A 16,731-nucleotide genomic window follows, 5' to 3' on the forward strand; every position below is an offset into this window, starting at 1 on the left:
TGAAGTTCGCGCTGACATCATGCCATTGGATGAAGAGCAAGCAACGGAAGTAATAAGCCGCAAACGTTTGCCGTTTGCCTTCGCAAAGCGTTTTGAGACATCTTGCTAAGTGTCGAACATGACGAATACATCGTTTACACCACCGGAGACATATCGGCGGAAGCGTTGCTGGAAGTGCGCCGTTTTGCGGGAAAAGCATTCCGAGTTGAAGCGTTAGAAAAAGATCGTTTTGAGTTGATGCTCGAAGCCAGTTACCAACGCGACAGTTCTGAAACTCAGCAAATGATGGAAGACATTGGTAACGAAGTGGATCTTTTTCTTTGGCTGAAGAATTACCGCAAACCGAAGACTTGTTGGCGGCGGATGATGATGCGCCAATCATTAAGTTAATCAACGCTATGTTGAGTGAGGCTATTAAAGAAGGTGCATCGGATATCCATATCGAAACATTCGAGCAGGATTTGGTGATCCGTTTCCGTGTTGATGGTGTGCTGAAAGAAGTATTGAAGCCCAACCGTAAGTTATCTTCACTGTTGGTTTCGCGTATCAAAGTTATGGCGAAGTTGGACATTGCGGAAAAACGTGTACCACAAGATGGTCGTATTAGTCTGCGAATTGCCGGTCGAGCGGTCGACGTGCGGGTATCAACCATGCCGTCAAGTTTTGGTGAACGTGTTGTACTTCGTCTTCTTGACAAGAATAATGCTCGTTTGAACTTAGAAGACCTTGGTATGACTGAAAGTATCCGCAATCGATTTGCCGATATGATAGCAAAACCACATGGTATTATTTTGGTGACAGGTCCAACAGGCTCAGGTAAGAGTACCACGTTGTATGCAGGCCTTACGCAAATTAACAGTAAAGACCGTAATATCTTGACCGTAGAAGATCCAATTGAGTATGAAATTCCTGGTATTGGTCAAACGCAAGTTAATGCAAAGGTTGAAATGACGTTTGCGCGCGGCTTACGTGCAATTCTACGTCAAGATCCGGATGTGGTAATGGTTGGTGAGATACGAGACTTGGAGACAGCTCAAATTGGTGTGCAAGCATCATTAACCGGTCACCTTGTTATGTCAACACTTCATACCAACACGGCCTCTGGCGCGATTACACGTATGGAAGACATGGGCGTCGAGCCGTTTTTATTGTCTTCGTCATTACTTGGTGTCTTGTCACAACGTCTAGTGCGTACATTGTGCCCTAAATGTAAAGCGGCTCATCATGCCGATGAACGTGAATGTGAATTGTTGGGTGTGTCACCTGCAAATCCACCGACGATTTACCGCGCAGTCGGGTGTGATGAATGTAATTACAACGGCTATAAAGGTCGAACAGGTATTCACGAGTTATTGGTGGTTGATGAGCATATCCGCGAATTGATCCACAATGGTAAAGGTGAACAAGCGGTTGAGAAATACGTTCGCAAACATTACCCGAGCATTCGCCAAGATGGTATTTCACGAGTACTTGATGGCAAAACGACATTAGAAGAAGTATTGCGCGTAACGCGTGAGGAAGGCTAATGGCGGCATTTGAATATCGAGCACTGGATGCCAAAGGAAAAGAGAAAAAAGGCATACTAGAAGCAGACACCGCTAAACAGATCCGCACACAATTGCGAGAAATGGGGTTAGTTGCGCTTGAAGTTTCTCCAGCCGCTCAAAAAGAAAAGGCAGCAAGCTCAGGCTCTGGAATGGGGCTTTTCAATCGAGGGTATAAACCGTCGACAGCGGATTTAGCGCTAATCACACGTCAATTAGCAACCTTGATTCAATCCGCGTTGCCCGTTGAAGCCGCGGTAAAAGCGGTTGCTGAACAATGTGAAAAGCCACGCTTAAAGCGAATGCTGATGTCGGTTCGCTCGAAAGTGGTTGAGGGTTATACGCTCGCCGATGGTATGTCCGAATTTCCGCATGTCTTTGACAATTTATACCGCGCGATGGTCGCGGCGGGGGAAAAGTCGGGTCATTTGGATGCGGTACTGAATCGTTTAGCGGACTACACAGAACAGCGCCAACATATGCGCAGCCAGATTACACAGGCTATGGTTTACCCAATCATTCTAGTTATCTTTGCGATTGCTATCGTGTCTGTACTACTTGGTACCGTTGTGCCAAAGATTCTGAAAACGTTTGAAAAGTCAAAGCAAGCTTTGCCGTGGACAACGGAATGGGTTATGGCAGCAAGTAACTTTGTTCAGCACTATTGGCTGCCGAGCCTAGTGGTGATTGTGGGTACGGTTTTTGGTATCAAGCAAGCATTAAAACGTCCTAAAGTGCGTTATTGGTTTGACGGCAAAATTTTGCAAATGCCAGGACTTGGGAAAATCAGTCGTGGAATAAACACAGCGCGTTTCGCTCGTACCCTCAGTATTTTGTCTTCAAGTTCTGTACCGCTGCTAGAGGGGATGAAAATCTCTGGGCAAGTACTCGAAAATCAACGTATTAAACAAGCCGTTTCTGAGGCGGCGACCCGCGTCAGCGAAGGGGCAAGTTTAAGAGCTGCATTACAACAAACAAAGTTGTTTCCACCCATGATGATCCACATGATTGCCAGCGGGGAAAAATCAGGTGAGCTTGAACAAATGTTAGAGCGAGCAGCGAACAACCAAGACAGAGAATTTGAAAGCATGGTAAATGTTACGTTGAAATTGCTTGAGCCTGCCATGATTGCAGGTATGGCGGTTATCGTATTGTTTATCGTGATGGCAATTTTGCAGCCAATTATGGCAATGAACAAAGCAATTGGCCTATAGGTCGAAGGAACAGGTATTAAGTTTTAATGCCGTATGGATAAAGCACCAGTAATAGAGGTAAGTCACGTGAACAAGCAATCTGGTTTTTCATTATTAGAAATTATGGTGGTACTGGTTATCATCGGGATGATCATGTCAATTGTTGCGCCTAACATCATGGGTCAACAAGAAGAAGCGGCAAAAGACAAAGCAAGACTGGATATTCAGCAACTTGAAGACGCGATGAACATGTATAAGCTAAAGAACAAAGCTTATCCGTCGACAGAGCAAGGTTTAGAAGCGTTAGTGACGAAAACGTCTATCGAGCCAATTCCATCTCGTTTCCCTGAAGGTGGTTTTATTTCAAAACTTCCTGAAGATCCATGGGGTAATCCATATCAGTTAGTTAGTCCAGGTGAAATGGGTAAAAAAGTCGATATTTTCTCTATGGGTCCAGACGGTGAAGTGGGTACGGATGACGATATCGGAAACTGGGATCAAGAAAACAAGTAATCGAGCTTAACTAACTTGTCGTACTTCAACTCCATGTCTTCTAGCAAAGCAAGTAAACACCAACGAGGATTTAGTTTAATCGAAATCCTCGTGGTGCTGGTCATTATTGCTTTTGGTACGCAGCTTGTCGTCTATGGTTTGGACGACAACCATGAAGAAGCGCTGGAGAAGCAAGCGCTTCGCCTTCACACCACTATCAATATGGCGTCCGAGTATGCTGTCTTAAACCAAGTCGAATTGGGGATGATGATGGAAAACCAAAAACTCGAATTTTTGGTTTTTGATGGTGAGAACTGGATTAGCTTTGAAGAAGAAGAGTTGTTCCAACCAATTGAGCTGGGTGAAGCATATAGACTGACTCTCAACCTTGAAGGACTTGGCTGGTCAGAAGGCAACCTGTTGGAACAGGCTAAGTGGCGAGAATTATTGAGTGGCAGCGATGATGACTTGCTCGAATTGAAGAAGCGCAAGATCCCACAAGTGTTATTACTTTCATCTGGTGAGATGAGCGCGTTCCAGTTCCAGTTGTCAGCAGATGGTTATGCAGAAGCCCGTGTATTTTATTGAAGGTGAGTATGTAGCGCCTGCCAAAATGCGAAAGGAACCAGAAGACGATGAATAAGGTTCGCGGGTTTACCCTCTTGGAAGTCATGGTCGCGCTGAGCATTTGTGCTTTGGCTGGAATTGCGGCAATGCAAGCAACGGGTCAGCATATTGTGCATGTGTCTAGTATTGAATCACAAACGTATGCTTCTTGGGTTGCTGAGAATCAATTAGCGTTACTAAAAGCGGGCACAGAAAGTAAAGCACCGAAAAATGGTGAAAAAGGCGATGAGGAACTTGCTGAGACTCAAATGGTATTGGCAGCAAGTGGTTGCACCGACGGAAGCGCCTGATTTTGTTAAAGTGACGATAAATGTATATTCCGATGAAGCCATGACGCAAATGGAATACGATTTAACGACCTACATTTATAAAGAGACAACGCGATGAAGGCCAAGGGATTTACGCTCATCGAAGTCATGATGGCGTTAGCAATTCTCGCGGTTGTGGTTATGGCGACCCATCAAATTCTCGAATCGACGATGAACGCGAAAGAGGCCTCAGAAGACACGTTGACCGAACTCGAGAAGCTACAAACCGTGTTTCGCTTCATGGACCAAGATTTCAGCCAACTCAGTACTCGCATTGTACGCAATGAGTCGGGTGATAAGGCAACGAGTTATATTATCCACGGCCGTTATCAATTTGAAAGTCAGTATGATGGCATCGGGTTTATTCGAGACGGTTGGATTAACCCTATTAATTTGTTGCCTCGCTCAGAATTACAAGCGGTCGGGTATCGGGTAATGGATGACAAACTAGAACGCCTGTATCGCATCTATGTTGACCAACTGGATGGCACTGAACCAAAAGTTCAAGTGTTACTTAATGATGTAGAAGAGCCTCAAATTCGAGTTTTTAGATAAGGCGCAAAAGTGGCAAGACGAATGGAAAATGCGGGCATTGCCATTGGCGGTGGCCGTTACCCTGAAACAAAAAGATAAACCCGAAATACGTCGAATTTTTGCAGTGCCGGGTACAGGCGAAGAACGTAAAGAAGACAATGGCGAAAATAGAGGGGCATCCAATGGGTAAAGAACGTGGTGCCGCTTTAGTTATCGTGTTGTTCATCGTTGCGTTAGCCGCCACAATTGCAGCAGACATGGCCGTGAGTTTAATGGTGCAAGTGCAAAAAACAACGAATATCCAGCAGCACCAACAATCAAAGTGGTACGCGTACGCTGCGGAAGAACTTGCGCGGAAAGTGCTTATTGAAGTTAAAAAAGATAAAGCGGATGTGGTTAATCTTGGGCAAATTTGGGCACAAGAACCAGAACCCTATCCCGTTGATAATGGTTATTTAAAAGTTGGTTTAACGGATTTACACGCTTGTTTGAATTTGAATGCATTAGCACAACCTGACGATGGACAAAATCAAACACAAGGTATTAATCCGGCTCATCGCGCGCTGTTGTTTTTGCTTCAAAACATCGAAGAGTTAGGCAATGAAGAGTCTGAAGAAACGCTCGCGGACAGTGTTTATGATTGGATTGATGAAGACAGTATTACGAACCGCTCTGGTGCGGAAGAAGATGAATATATGTCTAATCGCAACCCGTACATGACCGCAAATAATTTGCTGGCTTCCGTGTCTGAACTGCGTGTCATTAAGGGATTTAATCCATTGGTGATGGAAAAACTATTACCTTATGTGTGTGTGATCCCTGGTAATAAAGAGTTAAAGCTCAATGTGAATACGATCACATCAGAAAACGCACTATTGTTAAGTGCGGTGATCCCTAATTTGAGTCAGTCTGGCGCCGAGGCCATTATTGGAGCAAGACCGGAACAAGGTTTTGCAAAAGTCACAGACTTTATCGAAGAATTAAAACAACAAGGTGTCAAAGATTTTGGCAAGGTTGATGAACTATTAACAGTGAATAGTGAACATTTTCAATTGGTCGCTCAAGCATTTTTCAATGAAAGACGCTTTAGCATGACCAGTACACTGGAAGTGAAAGATAGTCATGTGACCGTCCTTGCACGGAAATTTGGAGGCGTGCAGTGAAAGAGATGTTAGTGGTCCGAATCGGACATAATCTGCAAGATGTGGTTCACTGGATGATTTGGTCGAACCACGATTCGCAAATTATTGCCAGTGGTGAGACTCGCGCAAGGGAAGCTATCCGTATTAGAAGAAAAAGCGGCGGATAGAGAAGTCATCGTCTTGTTACCCAGTGATCAAGTCTCGCTTAAAACAGTGATGTTGCCAACCAAGTGGGGGCGAAAACTCGAGCAAGCTTTACCTTATCTAATTGAAGAGCAGCTCGCTCAAGACGTCGACAGCATGTTCATCGCAATTGAACAGCCAACGATGGTGGATGAGAAACATGCGATCCGTATCGCCTGTTGCGATAAAACGTGGCTTTCAAATTGGTATTCACGTTTTCATGAAGCGGGCATTGAAATCCATCGTATGGTGCCGGATGCGCTGTTGTTACCGAATGCACAAGATGGGGAAGCTTCGATGATCCGTCTTGGGGAACAATGGTTGGTAAAACAAGGTGATTGGCAAGTTGCTGCGGTGGAAAGTAGTTGGCTCGAAACCTATCTCCATGCCGCTAAAGTCAGTATTGTGAATCATTTCAGTCCAATTGAGCACGCATTTGCAGGCATACAATGGAATGCGCAAGAAGCCGAATATGATTTGCCCTTAGCGGTTTGTGCAAAACATTTAACGTTACACAAACTGACCTTCAACCAAGGGGCTTTTGCGCAAAAGAAAAAACAACCACAGTGGTGGGCTGACTGGCGCAGTGGATTGATTGCGGCAAGTGTTGCGCTGGTTGCGTTTATTGGTGTGAAAACGGTTCAGTTGATCCACTTAAATAATGAAGTGGCTAATTTGAAAGCTGAAGCCGTTGCAGCCTATCAAGAGGCGTTTCCAGGCAAAGTTGTGCGTCCACAATTGCTCAGAACACAGCTGAGAAGTGCGCTGGCGCAATTAGACGGCGGACCAGAGACAAGTTTCCTCAAATTGACGGAGCAAATGGTAACTGTCCTTAGTGAAGTGAAACAGTTTTCCGTGGAAACCATTCGCTTTGATCAGCGTCGAAATGAATTGCGTATTCGAGCTCGAGGCAAAGATTTCCAATCTTTTGGCCAAGTGAAAGCATTATTCGAGCAGCAAGGTTTGAGTGTCGATCAAGGGTCGTTGAATAACGATGGCGACTTTGTCGTCGGTGAGTTGCGAGTGAAGGGGGCATAATGAAAGAGAAAGCACTCAAATACTGGCACGGTTTAAAGGAACAAGAACAACGACTACTCTTAGTGGCGGGTAGTGTTTTTGTCATTTTTGTTTTATTCATGGGCATTTTCAAACCGTTAAATCAAGGAATTGAAAAAGCATTGAAAGACCGCCAACAACAAACTGAATTAGTGGCTTGGGTGAAAGAAAGTGTGGTGAAGTTAAAAGCCGCACAGCCAAAGCAAGCACAAAGCGGTGGTTCATTGAGCCAAATCGTAAACAGTACGCGTAGCCGTTTTAACATCAATATTTCGAAGATGCAGCCAAGTGATAATTCGTCGCGTTTGACGATTGATTCAGTTGAATTTAATGCGCTGATCAGTTGGTTGGACGAAATGGTTAATCGCCATGGTGTACTCATTGAAAACGTAGAATTAGGTCAAGATACACAACCTGGCTTCGTCCGCGTCAGTCGTTTGGTTTTGGAGAAGTCACTTTGAAGAATACGTTGACTCTAACTCTGGTTTTTTTAGTGAGTTTTGTTCTATTTGTGTTTTGGCAACTACCCGCAACAATCGCTATCCAGTTGAGCGCACCGTTGTTACCACCAACGATTCAGTTTGGGCAGTTATCAGGTAGCGTATGGGAAGGGCATGTCACGGAAATCCGTGTTCAACAAATGGCATTAAAAAATGTGCACTGGGACATCACGCCTGCGGCACTATTAACTGGACGACTGCAACTGAATGTCAAAGTTGGCAATGCGCGCGACAAAGACGAAATTTCTGGTCACGGAGATATTGCCCTAAATTTATTCAATCAACATGTGACGCTTGACGATACCGTGCTGCGTTTTAGCGTGGAGCAAGCGATGGGTCATGTAACTTTACCGCTGCCTGTTGAAGCAAAAGGTCGAGTGCTGTTGAATGTTTCGCATTTCTCTATGGGCACGCCCTATTGCGAGTCGCTCGTTGGTGATATTCGCACACCAAACATTGATGTAAAAGGGTTGAATAATTGGTTCAGTATCGGTGAACTTGAAGGTGGATTGGACTGTAAGTCTGGTAACATTGCAATCACTGTGTCTCCTGACAATAAACTGGGCTTGCAAGCTGACGCGTTACTCAGTCAGAATTTGCAGTTCAACGTAAACGGAAAAATTAAGCCAGATGCTTCGTTGCCAAAAGAAGTTCACGATGCTGTGAAGTTTTTAGGCAGAGCAGACAGTGATGGCTATTACCCAATCAAGCTCTGATCATGTATACATTTACTTATAGCGATGTGGAACAGCAATTAATCGTTCAGGCCCTCGACGCAATACACAGTCCTTACACCATCGATTTCGTGGAAGGCTACTTATTTGCAGATGTGTGTGGACCTGAGGGACAAGAACCCGAGCAATGGTTAGCTCGATTTGGGTTTTCTGCAGGTCAATTAGATGAGCAAAGTGTTTTTGCATTTATGGCACTACATCATCACGTTTCTGAAACGGTTTACTCTGAACAAGGTTATGCGCCTTTCACATTGAGTGCGTTTGATTTAAAGAAGATCCATCAATGGAGCCTAGGATTTTTGGATGGCGTGGGTGTTTATGCTGATGTGTTATCCAACGCGACAGGTCAAGCTCAGGAGATGCTAGAGGCGCTACAAGTGAGTATCGAACAACTCGGTTTTTTTGCACTACCACAATCACAAATCGAGCAATTTTGCCTTGCACATGACTTAGAGTTTAATAGTTTCGTGATAGAACAATTTGCTCTTCTGCAGGAGTTTTCTCGTGAATTCGCCAATTTGATTGAGGCAGCAGCGCAGATTCTTTTTGATGATTAACGGGCATTAGGAAGCACTAGCGGCTTCCTAATTCCAATTCTATTTCGGTACACCCGTCAGGGCAATGCACTTTCCCAACTTGAGTTTTATCATCAAGATGCACTAGTAGCGGTTTCTTGCATACTTTGCATTGGCATGGCTTCCCAGCAAGCAATCGTTTTATCAGCGCTTTCTGATCGTGAAATGAAGCGCTGTGCGCTTTATTAATCGATGAAAAATCCACGTTATTTTTTATCCGCAGGAATCGATGAAAGTACGATGTCACAGATAACCGCTAAACGTGATTCGTAAAAGTACAAGTTCAGTTCGTTGCGTACACAATAACGAATGTGAAACTCTTCCAATTTCTTGTCAGTTAATAACGCTTCATTAAGATAATCGCGTTCGGTTTCCGTCAAACTAAGTTGGCGTTCGATTTCAGAGCGAGCTACTTTTGCGGCTAAACTATGTTGTAGCTGACTCGTTTCACCAAGCGCAGTCATTCCTTCGCCCAATAATTTGTCGCGTTGTTCTTTAATTAACGGATGGTCTACGGTGAAAAAGATTAATACCACAACCACGAAGAACAAAAACTTTTTCATAATTTCCTAATCTTTGATCTAGACGACATGTCTTGAAGCACAGTGTAATAAAATGGTGTTTTTAAAAGCAAGTGTTCAATCAGGTTTTTGGGAACGAGTAATAAGTACAAGAAGCCGTTGCCAGTGTTGTGCTTAAGTCAATTACGCGACTACCTTTTAATCAGGTGTCTGAGTAAAACGGCAATCAGGATGTATGGGGTGATGAAAGGCAGAGGTTTTTATGCAAATTTAGCGTTGTCGCTGTTAAATACCTGAATGCCTTGCTTATAATACCCGTAGTAAATGAGTGGTCACTGTAGCAAGTCACCTTTTTTGATCCGAGCGATGCGTTAAGGAGCTTCGATGGATAATCAAATCAAAGTGAAAAACATCTCTACTGAGGTGAAAATCCAAAAACCGGCCGATCTGCAGCCAGATCGATTTAATCCTCGCAATCGGATATACGTCAGAGCCGTATCGGGTCTTCATCAACTGCTTCGTCGTCGTATCGGATTTGTCGGGATGCTCGCATTTATGTTGCTGCCTTGGATTAACTATCAAGGAAAACAAGCCGTTTTATTCGATATTATGGCGCAAAAATTTAATATTTTTGGCCTGACTTTATTGCCACAAGATCTTACCATCCTTGCTTTTATTTTCATGATTGCGGCGTTTGCATTGTTCGTGGTGACGGCATTCTATGGTCGTGTCTGGTGTGGCTACACCTGCCCTCAAACCGTTTGGACGTTTATTTTTATTTGGTTTGAAGAAAAACTCGAAGGTTCTGCAAATCAACGTAAAAAGCTTGATGAGCGACCAATTGACATGGACAAGTTTTTACGTAAATCAGCTAAGCACGCAAGTTGGATAGCTTTTTCTTTGTATACTTCAATTACGTTTGTTGGTTACTTCACACCAATTCGCGAGTTTGTGCCTGACTTTTTTACTTTTTCGGCATCAGCGTCAGCGGCGATAAGTACCTTAGTGTTTACTTTCTGTACTTATGGAAATGCAGGTTGGATGAGAGAAATCATGTGTTTACACATGTGTCCGTATTCACGCTTCCAATCCGCGATGTTCGATAAAGATACCTTCACGGTGAGCTACGATGCCTCTCGCGGTGAAAATCGTGGACCTCGTGGCCGTAAACAAAACCCGAAGGAATTGGGATTAGGGGATTGTATCGATTGTAATTTGTGTGTTCAGGTTTGTCCTACTGGCATCGACATTCGTAATGGTCTGCAATACGAATGTATCAACTGTGGTGCGTGTATTGATGCGTGTGATGGGGTAATGGACAAAATGAATTACCCGCGTGGACTCATCTCTTACACGACTGAGCGTAACTTAGAGTCTCATTCTGAGAAGACCAAAGCGGTGCGACCAAAGCTCATCGGCTATGTCATTCTGCTTGTTGTACTTTCATCAGCTTTGGTTGTAAACATTGCAACACGTAAGCCGATGGAACTTGATATCATTCGAGATAGAAACCAATTGTATCGCGAAAACTTTGAGGGCTTGATTGAAAATACCTACACCTTAAAAGTGATCAACAAAGCGCAAGTTGAGCAGGAATTTACAGTTGAAGTCCAAGGATTACCAGAGTTTCAATTATTGGGTAAAACGGAAGTCTCGGTTGAAGCTGGGGCTTCACATGATTTGCCTATTTCTATCGTCATAGATCCATATTTGTTGAAAAAGCCAGTGACAGAATTTGAATTTGTCGTTAGGTTGAAAGACAATCCAGAACAATCCTTGTCGCAAAAGACAAATTTCTTCCGAGCAAAATAAGTCGCTTGGAAAACAAAACGAAAAGCGGGGATAACCCGCTTTTCTTTTACTAGAACAAATTAAGTTGAAGGAAACCATGAGCCAATTTAGCTTTTCAAACCTCACACCTGAACATATTCTCGACGCGGTCGAGTCACTCGGGATTTATCCTGAAACGGGGTTATTGGCGTTGAACAGCTATGAGAACCGGGTTTATCAGTTCAAAGCCGATGACGGGTTGCGTTATGTAACCAAGTTTTATCGTCCTCATCGTTGGACTCAAGCGCAAATTTTGGAGGAACATGCCTTTGCGTTTGAACTTCAAGATGCGGAAATTCCCGTAGTTGCCCCCATAACGCGAGATGGCAATAGTTTGTTTGAGCACGATGGTTATTGGTTTACGGTTTACCCAAGTGTCGGCGGTCGGTCGTTTGAAGCCGATAATTTAGATAACCTTGAATATTTAGGTCAGCTACTTGGGCGGGTACATCAAGTAGGCGAAAAACAGCAGTTTGCGTCACGTACCACTTTAGGGCCGCAAACGCATTTGGTTGAAGCGTCGCGTGAATTAGAGCAAAGTCCGCTTATTCCTAGTACATACAAATTGCGATTAATTGAGTTAGTTGAGGAACTAAAAGCGAAAGTGGTCGCTCTATATAGACCAAATAACCAGATCCGATTGCATGGAGACTGCCATACTGGCAATATTCTGTCCATGACAGAGGGACTGTGTTTAGTGGATCTCGATGACGCATGCATGGGGCCAGCGGTTCAAGACCTCTGGATGATGCTAAGTGGTGATCGTCAGTCACAGATGGTTCAGCTTGATACGCTACTGTGTGGTTATGAAATGTTTCGTGATTTTCCACGGTCAGAATTAGAGATGATTGAATCACTTCGGACAATGCGTATGGTGAACTACATGGCATGGTTGTCAAAACGATTTGATGACCCTGCATTTAAGTCGGCATTTTCATGGTTTGCAACGCCGCAGTATTGGGAACAACAACTCAAAGCATTAGAAGAACAAATCCTTGCGATGGAGTCACCTACGTTGACTTTGTGGCCTTAAAAAATATTGAGAGAAAGACATGATAAAAAAATTAAAAGTGGCGTTATTCGCGCTGTGTTTGCCGATGATGGCCTTTGCAACCGATTTTGAAGATGGTAAGCATTACAACACGTTGTCGGTTGAAAAAAGTGAGACCGCAAAAGTGACGGAATTCTTCTCATTCTATTGTCCGCATTGTTTCCGATTTGAACCTGTCGCGATAGCTCTTGAAAAGTCGCTTCCTGAAGGAGCTGTTTTTGAAAAGAGTCACGTCAATTTCTTAGGTGGGTTGCCAAGTGATGTTCAATCGAATTTGAGCTATGCGTACATTATTGCAAAGCAACATGGAAAAGAACACGAAGTGGCTCAGCAATTGTTTAATGCCATTCACACCCAACATATCCGTTTTACCGACATGAAAGACTTAAAGGCACTGATGGTGGCGAATGGTATTTCCGAACCAGAATACGATGCAGCACTTGTGAGTATGCCTGTTTTGGCGGCGGAAAAAGCGATGGTTGAAGCACAAGAGAAATATTCAAAAATTAACGCGCTGACTGGCGTGCCGACGTTTATCGTGAACGACAAATACAAACTCAATACTTCAGCGCTTAAAAGCCAAGAAGAACTTCACGAACTTGTCGCCTATTTATTAAAAAAATAAGGAATGATCGATGCTTAAGTTAGTTAAAGTCGCTCTATTAGGAACTCATGCTACCACTGTTTGCGCAAGCTGCACCTTTTGTTGAAGGGGACCACTATGAGGTGGTCAGTGACCGTGCTTCAAGAAAGCCAGAAGTCGTTGAGTTTTTCTCGTTCTACTGTCCTCACTGTAATACCTTCGAAAAACTCATTGCCGATATCAAACCACACTTAGACAAAGACGTTGAGTTTAAGAAGAGCCACGTAAACTTTGTGGGCGTGCGTGATCCTAAAATCCAAGTTATGCTCGCTCAAGCATTGGCAGCGGCGGATGCATTGCCAGAAAAAGATAAAATTATCGCTGCCATTTTCAATCATTTTCATGGCAAACACGCGAAAGTAAATGAGTTGGCGGATGTGAAAGACATATTTGTTGCGCAAGGCGTTGATGGCGACACATTCGACAAAGTGTTTAATAGCTTCACGGTGCGTACAAAAGCGAAAAAAATGGAAAGCGACCAGAACTACTATTCTGAGAAGAAAGCGTTAACGGGTGTACCAACGTTCATCGTCAATGGAAAGTACAAATTGCGTTTGCGTGAGTCTAAAACGACAGAACCAGAACAAATTGCTGCGTTGATAAATTACCTAGCGAAAATGAAATAAATAAAAAAGCCCCGAAAAACGGGGCTTTTTTTATTGTCTATTTTCGTTGTAAGAACACACCAGATTCGACGTGATGGGTATAAGGGAATTGATCGAAAATCGCGATTCTTGAAAGAGTATGCGTTTGTGAGAGAAGTTCCAAATCTCGTTCAAGCGTGTCAGGATTACAAGAAATATAAATGATGTTGTCATACTCGCTCACCAAGCGGCAGGTCAACTCATCCATTCCTGCACGTGGTGGGTCAACGAGGATGGTTTGACAATTATACGATTGCAGATCAATGCCATTTAAGCGAGAGAACTGTTTTTCACCTTTCATTGCTTGTGTAAATTCTTCGCTCGACATGCGAATGATATCAAGATTCGTCAACTGATTTGCCGCAATGTTCACTTGCGCTGAATGCACCGATGATTTTGAAATTTCAGTTGCTAGTACTTTGTTGTAGTGACCAGCCAAAGCAATTGAGAAGTTACCATTGCCACAGTATAGCTCAAGCAGGTCATTGCTGAGCGTTTCACTGATTGACTGTGCCCAAGCCAACATCTTTTCATTCACTTTGGCATTGGGTTGCGTGAAGCTATTTTCGACTTGCTGATAGAGATATGATTTGCCGTTTACGTTGAGTTGCTCAGTGACGTAATCGTTACCAAAAACGACTTTTTGCTTACGAGCGCGACCGATAAAATCGATCTTGTATTTTTGTTGAAGCTCTTCGCGTAACTGCTGCATTGCACTAAGCCAAGCGTCATCAAGAGGCTTGTGATAGAGCAAACTCACCAGAATTTCGCCGCTAAGTGTGGATAGGTAGTCGATTTGGAAAAGTTTACGGCGCAAAATATCTTGTGTTTTTAACTTCTCAACCATGACTTGCATCATTTCGTTAATGAGCGGGGCAGCAGCATCAAATTGATCAACTCGAATTTTTTCTTTTGTTTGTTGGTCAAACATGATGTGGAACAGGTCTTCGCCATCGTGCCAAACTCGAAACTCAGCTCGTTGACGATAATGGCTGACAGGAGAATCGTACACTTCAAGTTGAGGTGCTCCAAAGCGCGCGAATTGGTTCGAGATTCGTTCAGCTTTTTCTGCTAGTTGTGTTTCGTAAACTGAAGTATCAATATGTATAGCCGCCATGATGCTGCATTCCTCTTGTCTTTTACCTTTTTGAGTCGCGCTATTTTAGGGAGCATTCGACATTTGTCTAGCATAGAACGAGGGGATAAGAAAAATAATTGTGTTTTTTTTGCACAAATGTATCAAGCTTTGAGTTAAAAGGTCGATAACTGATCAGGGTATTTAACGGAGTAGAATGATGAAAATTGGTCAACAACATGGGGTGATGCCACCTGGGTTGGATAAATTTCCGCTCACGCATCGGCCTGGACAGAAACTAGGGCTTCTCAATTCGGACAGCTATCAAGGGGATAAATTTAAAACCTCGGCGAAAGTGTTAGAAGATAAGCTGAACGAAGCGTTGGGAATTGCGCCGAAGAAAGATAAAGCAGAGAAAAAACCGCTGTTTGACTTTGAAAGCGTCGTGAAAAACGTGCTCGAATTTGTGAAAGGTGCTGTAAACATGGCCAAAGCAAACGGCAAATCGGACGACGAATTGCGAGAGATGCTGGGCAAAGCACGAGAAGGCGTCAATCTGGGGGTTGATGACGCGAGTAAGATACTTGACGATTCAGGCCTGCTTGACGACGACATCAAAACGGGGATCTCAAAATCTCAAGAGGGTATTCACAAAGGGTTAGATGATTTTGAAAAATCACTCTTTGAACCTCAATCACAAGGTGTATTGGTTGCAGGGGCACAATACGCGAGTTTACAAAATCAGGCTGAATTCTCATTCACGACTGCTGAAGGTGACGAAATCGTTATTTCGTTCAATGATGCCTATTCGTCTAAGCAAGGTTTTGCTGCAAGTGAAGGTGAAAAAGGCAAAGCATTTGCGTTTGCGTCAGAGCAACAGCATGAAGTGGAGTTTTCTATCAGTGTCAATGGTGAAGTGAATGACGCGGAGAAAGAAGCGATAAATGGCATGATGAAGGATATTCGCGATATTAGTAACGCGTTTTTCCGAGGTGATTTTGATAAGGCGTTTGAGCAAGCGAAGAAACTGAGTTTGGACAATGAACAAATTGCACAGTTTTCTTTAGACATGAAACAAACGAAGCAAACGGCTGCTATTAGCCAGTACCAGCAATCCAACCCGACAGCTCAAGCTGCAAAAGCTTTTCAACCTCTAAACGAGGGGCTGCGCGAAGTACATGGTCAAGGCAAAGCGTTGGGTGTGGAAAAGCAATTGCCAGATATTATGGAATGGATGAACCACGGCCAAGCGCGATTGAAAGAATTCCTCGATTACGCGCAAGCTTACTTCCAAACGTTGGATAGTCAAAAGCAGTCAAATTCGTAATGTTGAATCAGTGGGCGTGTTTAGATTTTCTCATTAGTAGACATAGCCATGAAGAAAAATAAAAGGCTTCGTTGCGTCAGCAACGAAGCCTTTTTGATTTACTTGTAAAGTTAGGTGAATTCGAGACTCTGAGTTGAGACTATTCGTCTTCTGAGTCCTCCGGCTTTTGCTTTGCTTCACGAACTTTCAATGTGCGCTGTTGAAACTCTTTGTCATTAAGAGCCGCTATTGCTTTTTCAGCATCAGCTTCTGCCATTTCAACAAATCCAAAGCCACGACGTTTGCCTGTATTTTTATCTTTAAGCAAACGAACGTTCACAACCGTACCTTGTTCTTCAAATAAAGAACGAACTACTGACTCATTTGCACGATACGGAAGATTGCCAACGTAAATAGTTTTCGTTTTGATGGTTTCGTCCGTGGCGCTCTCAAATGAGGTCGCAGAGAAGTAGGATGTAATGATACCTCCTAATAAAGTACTTATAGCGACAACAAGTGCAAATTGAGTTTGCAGCGCTGCTGACATGGTGTGTGCGATGAAAAATGCAATTAATCCAAGTAACGCACTAATAATAAATGATCTTTGATCTGGGAATTTCATATTGTTGTACCGAGTAAACAATGGATAAACATTAATTTAACAAACGAAATTGCTATCTTAGCGACTTATATAATCTTCGCAATAATAAAAAGCATAGATCGTCATCCTAAAGTAACAAATTTTAGTCTAATTGCTCGTATTTTCAGCTTTA

13 protein-coding genes and 6 pseudogenes are annotated in these 16,731 nt (G+C 43.4%); 16 read left to right on the forward strand and 3 right to left on the reverse strand.

Annotated elements, in window-relative coordinates:
* The first annotated feature begins 19 nt into the window (after window positions 1-19).
* The 11 genes and pseudogenes from gspE to J5O05_RS11010 all read left to right on the forward strand — a co-directional run bounded on the left by gspE (window position 20) and on the right by J5O05_RS11010 (window position 8,870).
* Window positions 20-1,526 (forward strand): annotated as a pseudogene (gspE, locus tag J5O05_RS10960) (type II secretion system ATPase GspE).
* Window positions 1,526-2,758, forward strand: a complete 1,233-nt coding sequence (gspF, locus tag J5O05_RS10965) for a type II secretion system inner membrane protein GspF (RefSeq protein ID WP_208842088.1) — start codon at window positions 1,526-1,528, stop codon at window positions 2,756-2,758. Before gspE ends, gspF begins: the two are co-directional and overlap by 1 nt.
* A gap of 66 nt (window positions 2,759-2,824) precedes the next feature.
* Window positions 2,825-3,250: a type II secretion system major pseudopilin GspG gene (gspG, locus tag J5O05_RS10970; RefSeq protein ID WP_280117641.1), complete on the forward strand. Its 426-nt coding sequence runs from the start codon at window positions 2,825-2,827 to the stop codon at window positions 3,248-3,250.
* Between the two features lie 33 nt (window positions 3,251-3,283).
* Window positions 3,284-3,872 (forward strand): annotated as a pseudogene (locus J5O05_RS10975) (prepilin-type N-terminal cleavage/methylation domain-containing protein).
* Window positions 3,865-4,243: pseudogene (gspI, locus tag J5O05_RS10980) on the forward strand (type II secretion system minor pseudopilin GspI). The pseudogenes J5O05_RS10975 and gspI overlap by 8 nt, the downstream one beginning before the upstream one ends.
* Window positions 4,240-4,888 (forward strand): annotated as a pseudogene (gene gspJ / locus J5O05_RS10985) (type II secretion system minor pseudopilin GspJ). Before gspI ends, gspJ begins: the two co-directional pseudogenes overlap by 4 nt.
* On the forward strand, window positions 4,881-5,861 hold the full coding sequence (gene gspK, locus J5O05_RS10990) for a type II secretion system minor pseudopilin GspK (protein ID WP_208842090.1): 981 nt from the start codon (window positions 4,881-4,883) through the stop codon (window positions 5,859-5,861). Before gspJ ends, gspK begins: the two are co-directional and overlap by 8 nt.
* Window positions 5,858-7,061 (forward strand): annotated as a pseudogene (gene gspL, locus J5O05_RS10995) (type II secretion system protein GspL). Before gspK ends, gspL begins: the two are co-directional and overlap by 4 nt.
* Entirely contained in the window at window positions 7,061-7,540 is a 480-nt protein-coding gene (gspM, locus tag J5O05_RS11000; protein ID WP_208842091.1) for a type II secretion system protein GspM, read from the forward strand. The pseudogene gspL and the gene gspM overlap by 1 nt, the downstream one beginning before the upstream one ends.
* Window positions 7,537-8,295, forward strand: coding sequence for a type II secretion system protein N (locus J5O05_RS11005; protein ID WP_208842092.1), 759 nt, complete (start codon window positions 7,537-7,539; stop codon window positions 8,293-8,295). Before gspM ends, J5O05_RS11005 begins: the two co-directional genes overlap by 4 nt.
* Before the next feature lie 2 nt (window positions 8,296-8,297).
* Window positions 8,298-8,870, forward strand: coding sequence for a UPF0149 family protein (locus tag J5O05_RS11010; protein ID WP_208842093.1), 573 nt, complete (start codon window positions 8,298-8,300; stop codon window positions 8,868-8,870).
* Between the two features lie 224 nt (window positions 8,871-9,094).
* On the opposite strand, the gene J5O05_RS11015 is transcribed toward J5O05_RS11010, so the two are convergent.
* Entirely contained in the window at window positions 9,095-9,451 is a 357-nt protein-coding gene (locus J5O05_RS11015; protein ID WP_208842094.1) for a hypothetical protein, read from the reverse strand.
* A 342-nt stretch (window positions 9,452-9,793) separates the two neighbouring features.
* Between J5O05_RS11015 and ccoG the strand changes: the two genes are divergently transcribed.
* From ccoG to J5O05_RS11035, 4 genes and pseudogenes are all read left to right on the forward strand, one after another.
* Complete coding sequence (gene ccoG / locus J5O05_RS11020; RefSeq protein ID WP_208842095.1) at window positions 9,794-11,221, forward strand: cytochrome c oxidase accessory protein CcoG; 1,428 nt, start codon at window positions 9,794-9,796, stop codon at window positions 11,219-11,221.
* Window positions 11,222-11,297: 76 nt separating this feature from the next.
* Window positions 11,298-12,272: a serine/threonine protein kinase gene (locus J5O05_RS11025; protein WP_208842096.1), complete on the forward strand. Its 975-nt coding sequence runs from the start codon at window positions 11,298-11,300 to the stop codon at window positions 12,270-12,272.
* Window positions 12,273-12,291: 19 nt separating this feature from the next.
* Window positions 12,292-12,915 (forward strand): thiol:disulfide interchange protein DsbA/DsbL, encoded by a 624-nt coding sequence (locus J5O05_RS11030; protein WP_208842097.1) that lies wholly within the window; start codon window positions 12,292-12,294, stop codon window positions 12,913-12,915.
* Window positions 12,916-12,925: 10 nt separating this feature from the next.
* Window positions 12,926-13,559: pseudogene (locus J5O05_RS11035) on the forward strand (thiol:disulfide interchange protein DsbA/DsbL).
* 37 nt (window positions 13,560-13,596) lie between these two features.
* Here the strand turns inward: J5O05_RS11035 and trmA are convergent.
* On the reverse strand, window positions 13,597-14,694 hold the full coding sequence (gene trmA / locus J5O05_RS11040) for a tRNA (uridine(54)-C5)-methyltransferase TrmA (RefSeq protein WP_208842099.1): 1,098 nt from the start codon (window positions 14,692-14,694) through the stop codon (window positions 13,597-13,599).
* 175 nt (window positions 14,695-14,869) lie between these two features.
* Between trmA and J5O05_RS11045 the strand changes: the two genes are divergently transcribed.
* Window positions 14,870-15,979, forward strand: a complete 1,110-nt coding sequence (locus J5O05_RS11045; protein ID WP_244369574.1) for a DUF5610 domain-containing protein — start codon at window positions 14,870-14,872, stop codon at window positions 15,977-15,979.
* 139 nt (window positions 15,980-16,118) lie between these two features.
* Here J5O05_RS11045 and J5O05_RS11050 read toward each other — a convergent pair whose 3' ends face one another.
* Entirely contained in the window at window positions 16,119-16,580 is a 462-nt protein-coding gene (locus J5O05_RS11050; protein ID WP_208842100.1) for an RNA recognition motif domain-containing protein, read from the reverse strand.
* Window positions 16,581-16,731 lie beyond the last annotated feature (151 nt).

It is taken from the genome of Pseudoalteromonas xiamenensis, assembly GCF_017638925.1.
GTDB classification, from domain to species: Bacteria; Pseudomonadota; Gammaproteobacteria; order Enterobacterales; family Alteromonadaceae; genus Pseudoalteromonas; species Pseudoalteromonas xiamenensis.